Source organism: Nocardia nepalensis, assembly GCF_048910785.1.
Taxonomy (GTDB): Bacteria; Actinomycetota; Actinomycetes; order Mycobacteriales; family Mycobacteriaceae; genus Nocardia; species Nocardia nepalensis.
In genome coordinates this window covers 318,352-331,949 of the sequence record NZ_JBKBET010000037.1, presented here as the reverse complement: position 1 = coordinate 331,949, position 13,598 = coordinate 318,352, and the positions used below count along the sequence as shown (strand labels likewise).

General features: G+C 66.3%; 11 protein-coding genes. 6 read left to right on the top strand and 5 right to left on the bottom strand.

Annotated elements, in window-relative coordinates; all coding sequences use genetic code 11:
• The first annotated feature begins 151 nt into the window (after nt 1-151).
• The 5 genes from ACHQ4I_RS33135 (at nt 152) to ACHQ4I_RS33115 (ending at nt 6,172) form a co-directional block, all read left to right on the top strand.
• A complete protein-coding gene (locus ACHQ4I_RS33135) occupies nt 152-949 on the top strand; it encodes a GNAT family N-acetyltransferase (RefSeq protein WP_420775821.1) in 798 nt (265 codons plus the stop codon).
• Complete coding sequence (gene infA / locus ACHQ4I_RS33130) at nt 946-1,176, top strand: translation initiation factor IF-1 (RefSeq protein WP_420775820.1); 231 nt, start codon at nt 946-948, stop codon at nt 1,174-1,176. Before ACHQ4I_RS33135 ends, infA begins: the two co-directional genes overlap by 4 nt.
• Nucleotides 1,177-1,383: 207 nt before the next feature.
• On the top strand, nt 1,384-2,469 hold the full coding sequence (locus tag ACHQ4I_RS33125; protein WP_420775819.1) for a 3-dehydroquinate synthase family protein: 1,086 nt from the start codon (nt 1,384-1,386) through the stop codon (nt 2,467-2,469).
• Between the two features lie 5 nt (nt 2,470-2,474).
• Complete coding sequence (locus ACHQ4I_RS33120; protein WP_420775818.1) at nt 2,475-4,208, top strand: ABC transporter ATP-binding protein; 1,734 nt, start codon at nt 2,475-2,477, stop codon at nt 4,206-4,208.
• Complete coding sequence (locus ACHQ4I_RS33115; RefSeq protein WP_420775817.1) at nt 4,205-6,172, top strand: ABC transporter ATP-binding protein; 1,968 nt, start codon at nt 4,205-4,207, stop codon at nt 6,170-6,172. Before ACHQ4I_RS33120 ends, ACHQ4I_RS33115 begins: the two co-directional genes overlap by 4 nt.
• A gap of 95 nt (nt 6,173-6,267) precedes the next feature.
• Here ACHQ4I_RS33115 and ACHQ4I_RS33110 read toward each other — a convergent pair whose 3' ends face one another.
• The 4 genes from ACHQ4I_RS33110 to ACHQ4I_RS33095 all read right to left on the bottom strand — a co-directional run bounded on the left by ACHQ4I_RS33110 (nt 6,268) and on the right by ACHQ4I_RS33095 (nt 10,628).
• Entirely contained in the window at nt 6,268-7,731 is a 1,464-nt protein-coding gene (locus tag ACHQ4I_RS33110; RefSeq protein WP_420775816.1) for a short-chain fatty acid transporter, read from the bottom strand.
• Nucleotides 7,732-7,921: 190 nt separating this feature from the next.
• A complete protein-coding gene (locus ACHQ4I_RS33105; RefSeq protein WP_420775815.1) occupies nt 7,922-9,199 on the bottom strand; it encodes an RNA polymerase sigma factor in 1,278 nt (425 codons plus the stop codon).
• A gap of 15 nt (nt 9,200-9,214) precedes the next feature.
• Nucleotides 9,215-9,634 (bottom strand): YciI family protein, encoded by a 420-nt coding sequence (locus ACHQ4I_RS33100; RefSeq protein WP_420775814.1) that lies wholly within the window; start codon nt 9,632-9,634, stop codon nt 9,215-9,217.
• Nucleotides 9,635-9,782: 148 nt separating this feature from the next.
• Entirely contained in the window at nt 9,783-10,628 is an 846-nt protein-coding gene (locus ACHQ4I_RS33095; protein WP_420775813.1) for a 3-hydroxybutyryl-CoA dehydrogenase, read from the bottom strand.
• 558 nt (nt 10,629-11,186) lie between these two features.
• Between ACHQ4I_RS33095 and ACHQ4I_RS33090 the strand changes: the two genes are divergently transcribed.
• A complete protein-coding gene (locus ACHQ4I_RS33090; RefSeq protein ID WP_420775812.1) occupies nt 11,187-11,819 on the top strand; it encodes a VOC family protein in 633 nt (210 codons plus the stop codon).
• Between the two features lie 36 nt (nt 11,820-11,855).
• Here ACHQ4I_RS33090 and ACHQ4I_RS33085 read toward each other — a convergent pair whose 3' ends face one another.
• On the bottom strand, nt 11,856-13,535 hold the full coding sequence (locus tag ACHQ4I_RS33085) for a bifunctional 3'-5' exonuclease/DNA polymerase (protein ID WP_420775811.1): 1,680 nt from the start codon (nt 13,533-13,535) through the stop codon (nt 11,856-11,858).
• Between the last annotated feature and the right edge of the window lie 63 nt (nt 13,536-13,598).

The following is a 13,598-nucleotide window of genomic DNA, read 5'->3' as shown; positions in this document are numbered from 1 at the left end:
GTTAAGCTGGTATCGACCGTGAAGTCGTTGAAGGAGGTGAGACCCATGAACACAGTCACCCATGGGTGCTCCCTCAGTCCGTCACGGTCCGGCGGCTGACGTTCGGTGTCGCGGGGAGCGCCTGAAATCAAGGCACTCTTAGGAGACTCCGATGAATACGAAACCTTTCGTATCCGGCCCGGGCGAGAACGTCGTGTCGATCACGCGTGTCGCCGACGGGCAGTGGCATGCAATAGATGACCGCTTACAGGTGGTGGTCGGGCGTACGTTTGCTGAGCGTCGTTCTGATGGGCGCTTGTTCGTCAGTATCGACGCTTGGCATGACGCCACGTTCGATCTTTTGGCCGAAGCGATGGTGGCGGGGTTGCCGGCGCCGTTGTACACAGTGGTCGACGAGGCCGATGTCGATTTGACGGCCTGTTGGCGGCGGGCCGGTTTCACGGTCCGGCGTCGTGAATGGGAATACCTGGTGCCGACCGACCCTCGGGTCACGGGACTGGAAGACGTACTGCCGCCCTCGGATGTGCGGATCCTGCCCGCTGGTGAGGTGGATGAGAGTCTGCTGCGAGCGGTGGACGCAGCGATTCGCGCGGAAGTCGAGGCTACCGTGGGGTGGCTATCGATGCCTGCGGAGGTGATTGCTCGTCCCGAGGGCGACACCATCGGTGATTTGTCGATGTATGCGGTGGCTGCGGCGCCGGATCGGTACCTGGGTTTGATCCGGGTGGAGACGGTGAATCAGCCGCGTATCGGGTTGGTCGCGGTGCGTGCTGGTGAGCAGCGTCGTGGTATCGCGCGGGCGTTGGTGGCCCACGCGTTGGGAACGCTGCACCGTTCTGGTGTCGGCGAGGTCTGGTCCGAAGTCCATGAGTCGAATCAACCGGCCTCGGCGTTGTTCGAGGGTCTCGGGGTTCGTCCGGTGAGTAGCAACTTGGAGTTGGTTCGATGACAAGAGTCAAGCGGGGAGTGGAACTGGATGGCACGGTCATCGAGTGTCTGCGCAGCACGAGGTTCACTGTGGAGCTCGAGAACGGGCACAAGGTTCTCGCGCATATCAGTGGCAAGATCCGCAAGCATTACATCAAGATCTATTTGGGCGACCGGGTGGTTGTGGAGCTGACGCCCTATGACTTGACGCGCGGCCGGATCGTGTTCCGGTACCCCATCCGTAACTGATCCCCCGGTTCGCGCCTGCGGACAGCTGTTCGGCGTCCGGCCTCGAGCCGGACGCCGAGCACGGATGCACCGAGGTGCCGAAAATACTGTCAGGTTGAGGGATCTCAGTGGCCGCACCGGCGTCTAGCGTCGTGATTCGCGCCACTCCGGCGCGACCCGCCGTCCGTGGGCGGTCGAATCGACTTGGGAGGACGGGGCATCGCGGTAATGACTGTCCGAGTTCCGGTCCGTTGTAGCGACAGCTCATACGACGTGGTGGTCGGTTCGGGGGTCCGTTCCCTCCTGCCCGAGGTGCTGCGTGACCTCGGCGTGCGGCGGGTGGCCGTGGTGTCGGCGCGCCCGCCGGACTGGGTTCCCGGCACGGGCGTGGAAACGCTGTCGATCCCGTTCCGGGACGGCGAACGGGACAAGAATCTCGGCACGGTCGAAGCCCTGTGCGCGGAGTTCGCGCGCTTCGGGCTGACGCGTTCGGACGCGGTGGTTTCTTGCGGCGGCGGCACGACCACCGATGTCGCCGGTTTGGCCGCGGCCCTCTACCACCGCGGTGTGCCGGTCGTGCACCTGCCGACGACCTTGCTGGCACAGGTCGATGCCAGTGTCGGCGGGAAGACCGCGGTGAATCTGCCGTCCGGGAAGAATCTGATCGGCGCGTACTGGCAGCCGGCCGCGGTGCTGTGCGACACCGATTATCTTTCGACGCTGCCACCGCGTGAGCTACGCAACGGATACGGTGAGATCGCACGCTGCCATTTCATCGGTGCGCCGGATTTGCGTGGCCTCCCGCTGGAGCAGCAGATTGTCGCCAGCGTCACCCTGAAGGCGGGCATCGTGGCCGCCGACGAGCGCGACACCGGTGTACGGCATCGGCTCAATTTCGGGCACACCCTGGGGCATGCGCTGGAACTCACCAGTGATTTCGCGATGCGGCACGGTGAGGCGGTCGCGGTGGGAACGGTTTTCGCGGGGCTGCTCGCCGGGGCACTGGGCCGGATCGGACCGGCTCGGGTGTCCGAGCATCGCGAGGTCGTCGAATCCTATGGGCTGCCGGTCGCGCTGCCTGCGGGGGTGTCGGTGGCGGAGCTGATCAGTGTGATGAAGCGGGACAAGAAGTCCGTCTCCGGGCTCGCGTTCACGCTGGATGGTCCCGGTGGTGCCGATCTGATCCAGGACGTTTCCGAGGAGATCGTCGCAGCGACTCTGGCGCGGATGCCGCGGTCCCGGGAAGGTGCGCGGTTTCACCGATACGAGAAATCTATAAATACCCGACAGTCGAACGTCTCGCGACATCTGTGAGGACTATGTTGATCCGACTTCTACGCACCTTCCTCGGCCCCTACCGCACCCAGTTGGCGGGGGTCGTTGTGCTCCAGCTGATCTCGGTCATCGCCAATCTGTATCTACCCACGCTCAACGCCGACATCATCGACAACGGCGTCACCAAGGGCGATATCGGCTACATCTGGTCCACCGGCGGCTGGATGCTGCTGGTCGCCGCTGCCCAAATCCTCGCCCAGGCCGCCTCGGTGTACCTGGGCGCGCAAGCGGCCATGGGTGCGGGCCGCGATATACGCGCGGCCCTGCTACGCCGGGTTGGCACCTTCTCCGCGCGCGAGGTCGGTGTGTTCGGCGCGCCGTCGCTGATCACACGCAATACCAATGACGTCAGCCAGGTGCAGCTGCTCATCGTCATGAGCGCCACCATCCTGGTCATGGCCCCGATCACGTGCTTCGGCGCCATCTTCATGGCGCTGCGCGAGAGTATGCAGCTGTCGTGGCTGCTGCTCATCGCGGTGCCCGCGCTGGGCCTGTGCATGGCCTTCATTATCAGCCGCATGGTGCCGGGCTTCCGGCGCATGCAGGTCCGTATCGACGCGGTGAACCGCGTATTGCGCGAACAGATCACCGGTATCCGCGTGGTTCGGGCGTTCGCGCGGGAGCGGCAGGAGACCGGGCGCTTCGAGGTCGCCAACACCGAGCTGACCGAGCAGTCGCTCTATGTCGGCAAGTACATGTCGCTGATGTTCCCGGTGGTCATGCTGATCTCGAACGTGACCACGGTCGGCGTGATCTGGTTCGGGGGTCACAGCATCGATAACGGTGACATGCAGATCGGTTCGCTGACCGCGATGCTGGCCTACATCATGCAGATCCTGATGGCGGTCATTATGGCCTCCGTCCTGGCCGTGATGGCCCCGCGCGCGGCGGTCTCGTCCGAGCGCATCATCGGGGTGCTCGACACCGAATCCTCGGTGGCGGAACCGCGGCTGCCGCAGCCGTTCAAGGGTGATCCGGGCACGGTCGATTTGGCTTCGGCGGAGTTCAAGTTCCCGGGCGCGGAGAAGCCGGTGCTGCGGGCCATCCGATTCCAGACCGCGCCGGGCACCACCACCGCCATCGTCGGCGCGACCGGTTCGGGCAAGACCACGCTGATCAATCTGATTCCGCGGCTCATCGACGTCACCGACGGCGCGGTCTCGGTGGGCGGCACCGATGTGCGGCACCTCGGATTGGAGGCGCTGCGTTCGGAGATCGGCCTGGTGCCGCAGAAGGCGTACCTGTTCTCCGGCACCGTCGCCTCCAACCTGCGCTACGGCAAGCCCGACGCCACCGACGAGGAACTCTGGCACGCGCTGGAGATCGCGCAGGCCGCCGACTTCGTGCGGGAGATGCCGCGGGGCCTGGAAACGCCTGTGGCGCAGGGTGGTACGACCGTCTCCGGCGGTCAGCGCCAGCGCCTGGCCATTGCCCGCGCGCTGGTGCGCCGCCCGCGCGTCTACCTGTTCGACGACTGCTTCTCCGCCCTCGACGTCGCCACCGATATGCGGGTGCGCGAGGCTCTGGAGCCGGAGACCGCGAACGCCTCGGTCATCATTGTGGCGCAACGGATCTCGACCATTCGCGATGCGGATCAGATTGTGGTGCTGGAGGACGGCGCGATGGCCGGCATCGGCACGCACGACCAATTACTCAGGGACTGCTCGGAATACCGCGAGATCGTGGAATCGCAGTTCAGCGTGGAGGAGGTGCGATGAGGCCCGGAGGCGTCAATCCCGGTGCGCCGGGCGCCAAGGCGAAGTCCTTCGGCCCGTCGCTTAAGCGCTTGCTGCGCATGCTCGCCCCCGAGCGGGCCTACCTGGTGGCCGTCTTCCTGCTGGCCGCGGGTTCGGTGGTGCTGAATACCCTGGGCCCGCAGATTCTCGGCAAGGCCACCAACCTCATCTTCGACGGCGTGGTCGGCAAGCGGCTGCCCGCAGGGCAGAGCAAGGATCAGCTGGTCGAGGGGCTGCGCGCGAGCGGCAACACCACCTTTGCCGACCTGCTGGCCGGCATGGACGTGATTCCCGGTACGGGAATCGATTTCACCGCGGTCGGCCGTGTGCTGGCCTGGGTGCTGGCGCTCTACATCGGCGCGTCGGTGTTCCAGTGGCTGCAGGCGCAGCTGCTGGTCATCGTGATCAACCGGACCGTGAAGCGGTTGCGCGCGCAGACCGAGGAGAAGATCCACCGGCTGCCGCTGCGCTACTTCGACTCCATGCCGCGCGGCGATGTGCTTTCCCGTGTCACCAATGACGTCGACAATGTGGCGCAGTCGCTGCAGCAGACCATGTCTCTGATGATCCTCAATGTGCTGACGGTGATCGGCATCCTGATCATGATGTTCTGGATCTCGTGGATTCTCGCGCTGATCGCGCTGCTGACAGTGCCTTTGGCGGTCGTGGTTACCGCGCAGATCACCAAGCGCTCCAGGCCGCACTTCGTGGATCAGTGGAAGTTCACCGGCGAGGTGAACGCGCAGGTCGAGGAGGCGTACACCGGGCACGAGGTGATCAGCGCCTTCGGCCGGGTGCGCGAAGTGAGTCAGCGCTTCGACGAGCCGAACGAGAAGCTGTACAACTCGTCGTACAGGTCGCAGTTCATCTCCGGCCTGGCCATGCCCGCCATCATGTTCCTCGGGAACCTGAACTATGTGCTGATCGCCGTGGTCGGCGGTCTGCGGGTGGCCTCGGGCCAGCTGTCGCTGGGTGAGGTGCAGGCGTTCATCCAGTACTCGCGCGGGTTTACCCAGCCGCTCACCCAGATCGGCTCGATGATGAACCTGCTGCAGTCGGGTGTGGCCTCGGCCGAACGCATCTTCGAGATCCTCGACGCCGACGAGCAGTCGTCGGATCCGGATCCCGAGGACTCGCGGCCGGTGGACCGTGGCCGGGTGGCGTTCGAGAACGTCTCCTTCCGCTACGAGCCGGCGACGCCGGTCATCGAGAATCTCTCGCTGGTGGCCGAACCCGGGCATGTGGTGGCCATCGTCGGGCCGACCGGCGCGGGCAAGACCACGCTGGTCAATCTGCTCATGCGGTTCTATGAAGTCGCTGATGGCGCCATCACCATCGACGGGGTGGACATCACCGGCATCACCCGCGACCACCTGCGCTCGCGCATGGGGATGGTGTTGCAGGACACCTGGCTCTTCGGCGGGACCATCCGGGAGAACATCGCCTACGGCAAGACCGATGCCTCCGAGGCGGAGATCCTCGAGGCCGCTCGCGCCGCCTACGTGGACCGGTTCGTGCACGCGCTGCCGCACGGCTACGACACCGTCATCGACGAGGAGGGCTCCGGCGTCAGCGCCGGTGAGAAGCAGCTCATCACCATCGCCCGCGCCTTCCTGGCCAAGCCGTCCATCCTGATCCTGGACGAGGCCACCAGCTCGGTCGACACTCGCACCGAGCTGCTGGTGCAGCACGCCATGGCGGCGCTGCGCCGGGATCGCACGAGTTTCGTGATCGCGCACCGGCTTTCGACGATCCGCGACGCGGACACCATCGTGGTGATGGAGAAGGGCAAGATCGTCGAGCAGGGCACGCACGAGCAGCTGTTGCAGGCCCAGGGCGCCTACTACCGCCTCTACACCGCCCAGTTCGCCGCGGCCATCACCGACGGCGAGGGTGGTGGCAGCTCGGATCTGACTGACGCGGACGCGATGATGCTCGGCAAATAGTGGGCTCCATGGCTGAACGAGGCCGCCCGTGCCAAAAGAGGTGCGGGCCGGCCTGCCTACTCACTCGGACCAATCGCTACGCGGTGACCGACGGGTCACGGGGTGGCGGGCAGGATCGGGGGGACGTATTCGAATGTCATTCCGAGCAGCCAGACGAGAAGCAGTACCGCCGGCAGGTGGAATAGGAACTGCAGGAATGTGAATCCGACGAGGTCGCGCGCCCGCAGTTTGAGCACTGCCAGCAGCGGCAGCATGAAGAACGGGTTGATGAGGTTCGGCAGCGCCTCGGCCACGTTGTATATCTGCACCGTCCAGCCGAGGTTCATGTGGACATCGGTCGATGCCTGCATGACGTAGGGGGCTTCGACCAGCCATTTGCCACCGCCGGACGGGACGAAGACGCCGAGTACCACGGTGTAGACGGCGATGACGATGGCGAAGCTTCCGCCGCCGCCGATGCTGGTGAAGAAATGCGCGAGGTGTTCGGAGACGGTCAGGCCGCCCCGGCCCTTGGCTTTGGTGAGGATCGCGGCCATGGCGGCGTACAGCGGGAACTGGACCAGGATTCCGGCCGTGGCGGGCACGGCGAGGGAGATGGCTTGTAAGAACTTGCGCGGGGTTCCGTGCAGCACCAAGCCCAGCATGAGGAAGACGAGCAGATAACCATTCAGGCTGCTGACCACGGTAAGCACCGGTTTGGTGGTGAGCTGGGAGATCAACCAGCCCGCCGTCATCACCCCGGCCAGGATCGGCAGGATACGGCTGTACTCGAGCCATTCCCCGGGGCGGGAGCGCGGAGCCACTTCCGCGGGCTGGTCATCCAGTTCGATGTCCAGTTCCTCTGCGGTCTTGATCGCTGTGCCCTTCGGCGCCGAGAAGTGCGCGATCACCACCGTGAGCGCCATGATGATGGCGCACATGAGCAGGGACTGCCATGTGAAGATCGTGTGTCCGAAGTCGAGGACACCGGTGATTCGCAGCAGGGCCGGAGGCAACGAGGCGGCGGTGGCCTGTAGCTGGGCGGCCGAGGAGGATATACCCAGCGCCCACACGGCGCCCAACCCCATGAACGCCGCCGCGCCCAGCGCGCGATAGTCCACGCGTAGATCGGCCCGACGGGCGATCGAACGGGCCAGCAGACCGCCGAAGACCAGGCTGAGTCCCCAGTTCAGAAACGATATCGACATCGAGACGAACGCGACGAAACTCACTGCGCTGCTGGCGGTTTGCGGCAAGGTGGCCAGCCGGTCGATCAGCCGGGCGACAGGTGGGGAGGTGGCGATGACGTATCCGGTGAGAACCACCATGGCCATTTGCAGGGTGAAAGCGGTCAGATCCCAAAAGCCGTCGCCGAACGCGTTCGCGACCGTTCGCGGCGACGAGCCGTTGGCCAGTGCGGCGATGCCCACGATGAATACGCCCGCCAGCGCGACGACGTAGGCGTCCGGGAACCACTTCTCTGTCCAACCGGCGAGCGACTGCGCAACCCGGGCAAGGCCCTTTTCCGGGCTGGTTGCTTCAACCTTGTCGGGGCTGGTTTCTGTACTGGCGGACGTCATCGGGTCATTCCTCATCTCTCTTCCGCACGAGGCTGCCCGATGCATGTGACGCACCGCACAAGGCTCGCCTGGCGAGTATTGACGTCTCACTTGTGTCCGGACAAGAACGAAATGCGCAGGTACCGTCTGCAAAAATGCACAAATAGCCGGTGGTGTGGCACTCCGGGTGAGCGAACTCGATCGCCACCCCTCAGCCGAGCTCAGCGAGTTTGCGCCGCAGCACCGTCCGTTCGCGCTCGTTGCCGCAGAGCTTTGCCGCTCGCTCCAGTTCGGTGCGCGCCTCATCGATGCGTCCCAGGCGGGTGAGCAGCTCACCGCGGACGCTCGACAGCAGATGCGAATTCGACAGCGCCTCAGCCGCCGCCAACCGGTCCACGATCGGCAGCGCCGCGGCCGGGCCGTGGGCCATCGAGACGGCCACCGCCCGGTTGAGGTCGACCACCGGCGACGGGGCCAATCTGCCGAGCGCCTCGTAGATAAGCACGATGCGCTCCCAGTTCGTCGTCTCGACCGAGGCTGCGACGGCATGACATTCGGCGATCGCCGCCTGCAAGCCGTAGGGCCCGAGGCCACGGCCGACCTGCTCCGCGCGGGCCAGGGCGGCGCGTCCCCGGCGGATCGCGGCGCGGTCCCACCGGCCGCGGTCCTGCTGCTCCAATAACACCGGCTCGCCGTCCGGTCCGGTACGGGCCGGGAAGCGCGCCGCGGTCAGTTCGAGCAGCGCGAGCAGACCGTAGACCTCGGGCTCGTTCGGTACCAGCCGGGCCAGCACCCGCGCGAGTCGCTGTGCCTCGCCCGCGAGCTCGAATCGGATCAGCTCGTCACCGGAGCTGGCCGAGGAACCTTCGGTGAAGATCAGATAGATCGCGCTGAGCACCGAGCCCATGCGCTCGGCCCGCTCCTGGGGCGACGGCACCTCGAACGGCACCCGCGCCGCCGCCAAGGTCTTCTTCGCGCGGGTGATCCTGGCCTGCACGGTGGCGGTCGGCACGAGGAACGCTTTGGCGATTTGATCGCTCGTCAGACCGCCGACCACGCGTAGGGTGAGCGCCACCCTCGCCTCCCGGGACAGCACGGGGTGGCAGGAGATGAACATCAACGCGAGCACGTCGTCATCGATCCGGTCCGGATCCCAGGGCATGTCCTCGGCCGCGCGGGTTGGTTCGCGCCCGGAGACCACCCCGCCCTCGCCCAGATCACGGGCGAGGGCGGCGTATCTCTCGTCGAGGGCGCTGCGCCGACGGAACGCGTCGATCGCGCGACGCCGACCGACGGTGAGCAACCACCCCGCCGGGTTGCGGGGCGTGCCGTCACGCGGCCAAGTCACCAGGGCCTCGGCCAGTGCCTCCTGGGCGAGGTCCTCGGCCAGCGCGAAATCGCCGGTGTACCGCGCGAGTGCACCGACGATCCGCGCCGACTCGATCCGCCAGATGGCGGCGACGGCCGCACGGCCGGTGTGATCAGCCATCGCCGTTCGATCCGCTCAGAGCTGACCGGTCGCTTCCCGCCACGTCCGCTCCTTCTGGACCCACTCGTTGTCCTGCGGGAACTCATCGATCGTGGTGACCCTGCGGATCTCGGTCTTGAAGCCGGGACCGGTGATCGGCGACCGCTTGGCCCACTCCACGGCTTCCTCCTTCGAAGCCACGTTGAGAACGTAGAACCCGCCGAACAGCTCCTTGGTCTCGCCGTATGGTCCGTCGGTGACCACGGGCGTCTCGGCGGAATAGTCGACGACCACGCCATCGGCGGCATCGTCGAGGCCCTCCGCGGCGACCAGCACGCCCGCCCGGATCATCTCCTCGTTGTACCGACCGACGGTCTCGAGCATCTTGTCGAAGTCGATATTCGCCATCCCCGCGTAGGCCTCGTCGGTGGCGCGCCAGATCAGCATGTACTTCATGGTTCCGTCTCCTCGGGTATCCGGGTCCCTTCGGACCCTCTCACCCCTGAGTCGAATGGGGAACGTCGAAGATCGACGCGCCGCCGACAAAATCTTCACCAAGTCATGTGATCGGTCCTGCTACGTCCCGAGGTCTACTTCGATGGTGTCAGTAGGTGTAGAAGCCGCGGCCGGTCTTGCGACCGAGGTATCCGGCTTCGACCATGCGGCGCAGCATGACCGGGGGCGCATAGTGGGCCTCGCCGAACTCTTGGTAGAGCGATTCGGCGACGGCGAGGGTGACGTCCAGGCCGATGGTGTCGGTCAGGCGCAGCGGGCCCATGGGGTGGGCGCAGCCGCTGACCATGCCTTCGTCGATGTCCTCGGCCTTGGCGAAGCCGGTCTCGTACATGCGGATGGCCGCACACAGGTAGGGGATGAGCAGGGCGTTGACGATGAAGCCCGCCTGATCCTTGGACTCGATCGTGCGCTTGCCCAGTACGTCTCGCGCGTAAGCGGTGACCTTCTCGGTCACTGCGGCCTCGGTCTTCAGCGTCACAACGATCTCGACCAAGGGCAGCACCGGCACCGGGTTGAAGAAGTGCACACCGATGACGCGGCCCGGGTTGGCGGTGGCGTTGGCCAGCCGGATCACCGGGATGGACGAGGTGTTGGTGGCCAGGATGGTCTCGGGGGAGACGATGGCGTCGAGCTTGGTGAAGAAGTCGGTCTTCAGCGACTCGATCTCCGGTGCGGCCTCGATGACCAGCTCCCGATCGGCGAATTCTTCGATCTTGGTGGTCACGATGATGCGCGCCCGCGCGGCATCGGCCGCGGTCTGCTCGAGTCGTCCGGACTTGACCGCGCGAGCCAGGGACTTCTCGATGCGCGCCACCGCGGCATCGGCCGTGTCGGTGTCCCGCTCGAGCACCAGGACTTCGCCCCCGGCGCGGGCCGCCACCTCGGCGATGCCCGCGCCCATCGTGCCGCCGCCGATGACGCCAATGCGTTGCACTCTTTGCTCCTTAAGTCTTACGGATATCGGTGACAGCCTTGCAGCCGTCCGCGCGGCGGTTGTCACCGGTCCGCGCACAGTGACTCGATCTCGGCTGCGAGATCGCGTGCGTTGCGGAGGAACCGGTCGACGCGATATACGGGTCGACCGCTAGCCGCGTTGCGCGTGGGGTTCGGGTAGTGCATTACCCGAGTCGCGCCACTGTCGCTCTGGAAGCGTTGGCATCGAACCATTGGCGACGGACCGCAGCCGAGGAGGACGAGATGTCGCAGAAAACAAGCCAGCCGGTTGATCTCGTACTCGAGGGCGGCGGGGTCAAGGGGATCGCGCTCGTCGGTGCGGTTCTGCAATTGGCGGAGGCCGGGTACCGCTTCCAACGGATCGCCGGCGCCTCCCAAGATCGCCTGATCGACCGAGTCACGCCCCGGATGAGCGGCTGCGGCTCGTCCGCTCGCGGTCCGTGGCCAGCATCTGACGCCCCGACGTGGCGAAACCCAAGACCAAACCGATCAGGAATCGAGAAGCGCAGGTCATCGAGCAGGCAATAGCGTTGCTGCCATGAACATCACCACTGACCAAGCCGCCATCGAATCCGTCATCCTCGAGGTGCCCGACGCCGCGACCGCCGCGGCCTTCTACAGCGCCGCGTTCGGTCTCGGCGACAAGTTGCGCGTCCGCGCCTCGCAGGCGCCGACGAGCGGCTTTCGTGGCTTCATCCTGTCGCTCGTCGTGTCTCAGCCGAGCACCGTCGACAGCCTCATCGGCACCGCTGTCGACGCCGGCGCCACGACACTGAAGCCCGCCAAGAAGAGTTTCTGGGGCTACGGCGGCGTCGTCCAGGCCCCGGACGGGGCGATCTGGAAGATCGCGACGTCGTCGAAGAAGGACACCGGGCCCGCCACCCGCGAGATCGATGATTTCGTAGTCCTGCTCGGGGTCGACGATGTCAAGGCGACCAAGCAGTTCTACGTCGATCGCGGTCTGACCGTGGCGAAGAGCTTCGGCAGCAAGTACGTCGAGTTCGAGACCCCCGCGTCCTCGATCAAGCTGGCGCTCTACGGGCGCCGTGCCGCCGCCAAGGATGCCGGTGTGCCGCCGGAGGGCTCCGGGGCGCACCGGATCGTCATCAGCGGCAGTGCCGGAGCCTTTTCCGACCCGGACGGGTTCGCGTGGGAGGTAGTCCCTGCGTGAGCCGGTCGGTCGGGGTGGGCGCCGCACCGCGCATCCTCATTTGGCGTCCCAGTAGCACTCCACCACCGCTGTCGTGAACGGGAAGCGCACCGGTGTCGGCCCGAAGGCGATCCGGCCTGCGGTCTCTGCCGCGGTCGCGATCACTTCGGCAACCGTCGCGGCTTCCTCGGCCGGGCAGTGCACGATTACCTCGTCGTGTTGGAAGAAGACCAGTTCGGCGCGAAGCCCGGCACGCGTCATCGCATGACGCACCCCAGCCAGTACCAGCAGGGCCCAGTCGGCGGCGCTGCCCTGCACCACGAAGTTACGTGTGAAGCGGCCGCGGGCGCGCGTCGCGGAGGTGCTGCCATACCCGCTTAAATGCTGCCCCTCCTGGGATAGGTCCGCCTGGTCGGGTGATGCGACGGAGACCGGCGGGCAGGTGCGCCCCAGCCAAGTGCGCACCAAGCGGCCCTCTTCACCGGCGCGAGCCGCGTCATCGACATACGCCACCGCGGCCGGATAACGTCGGCGGAGTTCGGCCATGTGGGTCAGGGCATCGCCGGAGGTCTGGCCGTAAATGGCGCCCAGTAGGGCGATTTTGGCCTGGGCGCGGTCACCGCCGAAGGCACGGTCCGCCAGATCCGCGTACAGGTCTTCACCCCGACCGGCCACCTCCATCAATCCCGGGTCGCGGGAGACCGCGGCAAGTACTCGCGGCTCCATTTGGTCGGCGTCGGCGACCACCAGACGCCATCCCGGGTCCGCGCGTATCGCTTGACGGATCACCTTGGGGATCTGCAAGGCGCCGCCGCCGTTGGTGGTCCAGCGGCCGGAAACCGTACCGCCGGGCAGGTATTCGGGACGAAAGCGGCCGCCGTGTACCCACTGCTCGAGCCAGGACCAGCCGTGGGCGGTGTAGAGCCGGTAAAGCGATTTGTAGGCCAGCAATGGTTTCACCGCGGGGTGATCGATCCGCTGGAGCTCCCATTTTCGGGTGGAGGACAACGAGATCCCGACGCGGGCGAAGGCTCTGATGATGTCGTTGGGCAGGTCTGGTCGGACCCGTACACCTTCGCCGAAGGCTCGGGACACTTCGTCGGCCAACTCCGCCATCCGGCGCGGCTCCAGCCCGCCGGGAAAGCGCTCACCCAGCAGCTTGTCCAGCAACTCGCGATGGACGTCCGCGCGCCAGGGGATCCCGGATCGCGACATTTCCGTGGCAACCAGCATGGCCGCCGATTCGGCCGCGAGCAGCAGCCGCATTCGCTGCGGATGTTCGGTCTTCGCCGTGCGGGCGAGCTGGCTCGCGTAGACCTCCAGTAGGGCGTTGAACTCGTCCGTGCCGGGTGGCAGCGGTACCGGGCCCGAATCGAATAGCGACGGCTGGGTGTCGGCGGCACGCGCGGGTGCGTCCGGCGGGACGGGCAGGTTGTGCAGTCGCGCCCAAGCGGCCGCCAGCGAGCGGGCCTGGCCCGACTGGCCCTGCTCATGGCCGATCAGCAGCGCCTCCGCGGCCTGCACGTCATAACAGCGCTCGACCCGCACGCCCGCTGCCAGCAACGATCGGTACATCTCGGCCGTGGATCGCCAGACCCACCGCTCGACCTCGGGGCGTGAGCGCACCGCCTCGGCGAGCGAGGGCTCACGTACGACTGGTCCGGCGGGCCGACCATCCTGATCGAGTGGACACAGACGCGCACCTCCGTCGCCTGTTTCCGCCACCGCCCATCTCACGTCCCCGAGTCTCGCATCGGCATCCGACACCCACCCCGACCGAACACTTTGGTCACATCTGAA

What these genes read in the sequence shown, in the direction of transcription:
- ACHQ4I_RS33135 (WP_420775821.1), top strand. Translation starts at nt 152, where the DNA reads ATGAATACGAAACCTTTCGTATCCGGCCCGGGCGAGAACGTCGTGTCG.
- infA (WP_420775820.1), top strand. Translation starts at nt 946, where the DNA reads ATGACAAGAGTCAAGCGGGGAGTGGAACTGGATGGCACGGTCATCGAG.
- ACHQ4I_RS33125 (WP_420775819.1), top strand. Translation starts at nt 1,384, where the DNA reads ATGACTGTCCGAGTTCCGGTCCGTTGTAGCGACAGCTCATACGACGTG.
- ACHQ4I_RS33120 (WP_420775818.1), top strand. Translation starts at nt 2,475, where the DNA reads ATGTTGATCCGACTTCTACGCACCTTCCTCGGCCCCTACCGCACCCAG.
- ACHQ4I_RS33115 (WP_420775817.1), top strand. Translation starts at nt 4,205, where the DNA reads ATGAGGCCCGGAGGCGTCAATCCCGGTGCGCCGGGCGCCAAGGCGAAG.
- ACHQ4I_RS33110 (WP_420775816.1), bottom strand. Translation starts at nt 7,731, where the DNA reads ATGACGTCCGCCAGTACAGAAACCAGCCCCGACAAGGTTGAAGCAACC.
- ACHQ4I_RS33105 (WP_420775815.1), bottom strand. Translation starts at nt 9,199, where the DNA reads ATGGCTGATCACACCGGCCGTGCGGCCGTCGCCGCCATCTGGCGGATC.
- ACHQ4I_RS33100 (WP_420775814.1), bottom strand. Translation starts at nt 9,634, where the DNA reads ATGAAGTACATGCTGATCTGGCGCGCCACCGACGAGGCCTACGCGGGG.
- ACHQ4I_RS33090 (WP_420775812.1), top strand. Translation starts at nt 11,187, where the DNA reads ATGAACATCACCACTGACCAAGCCGCCATCGAATCCGTCATCCTCGAG.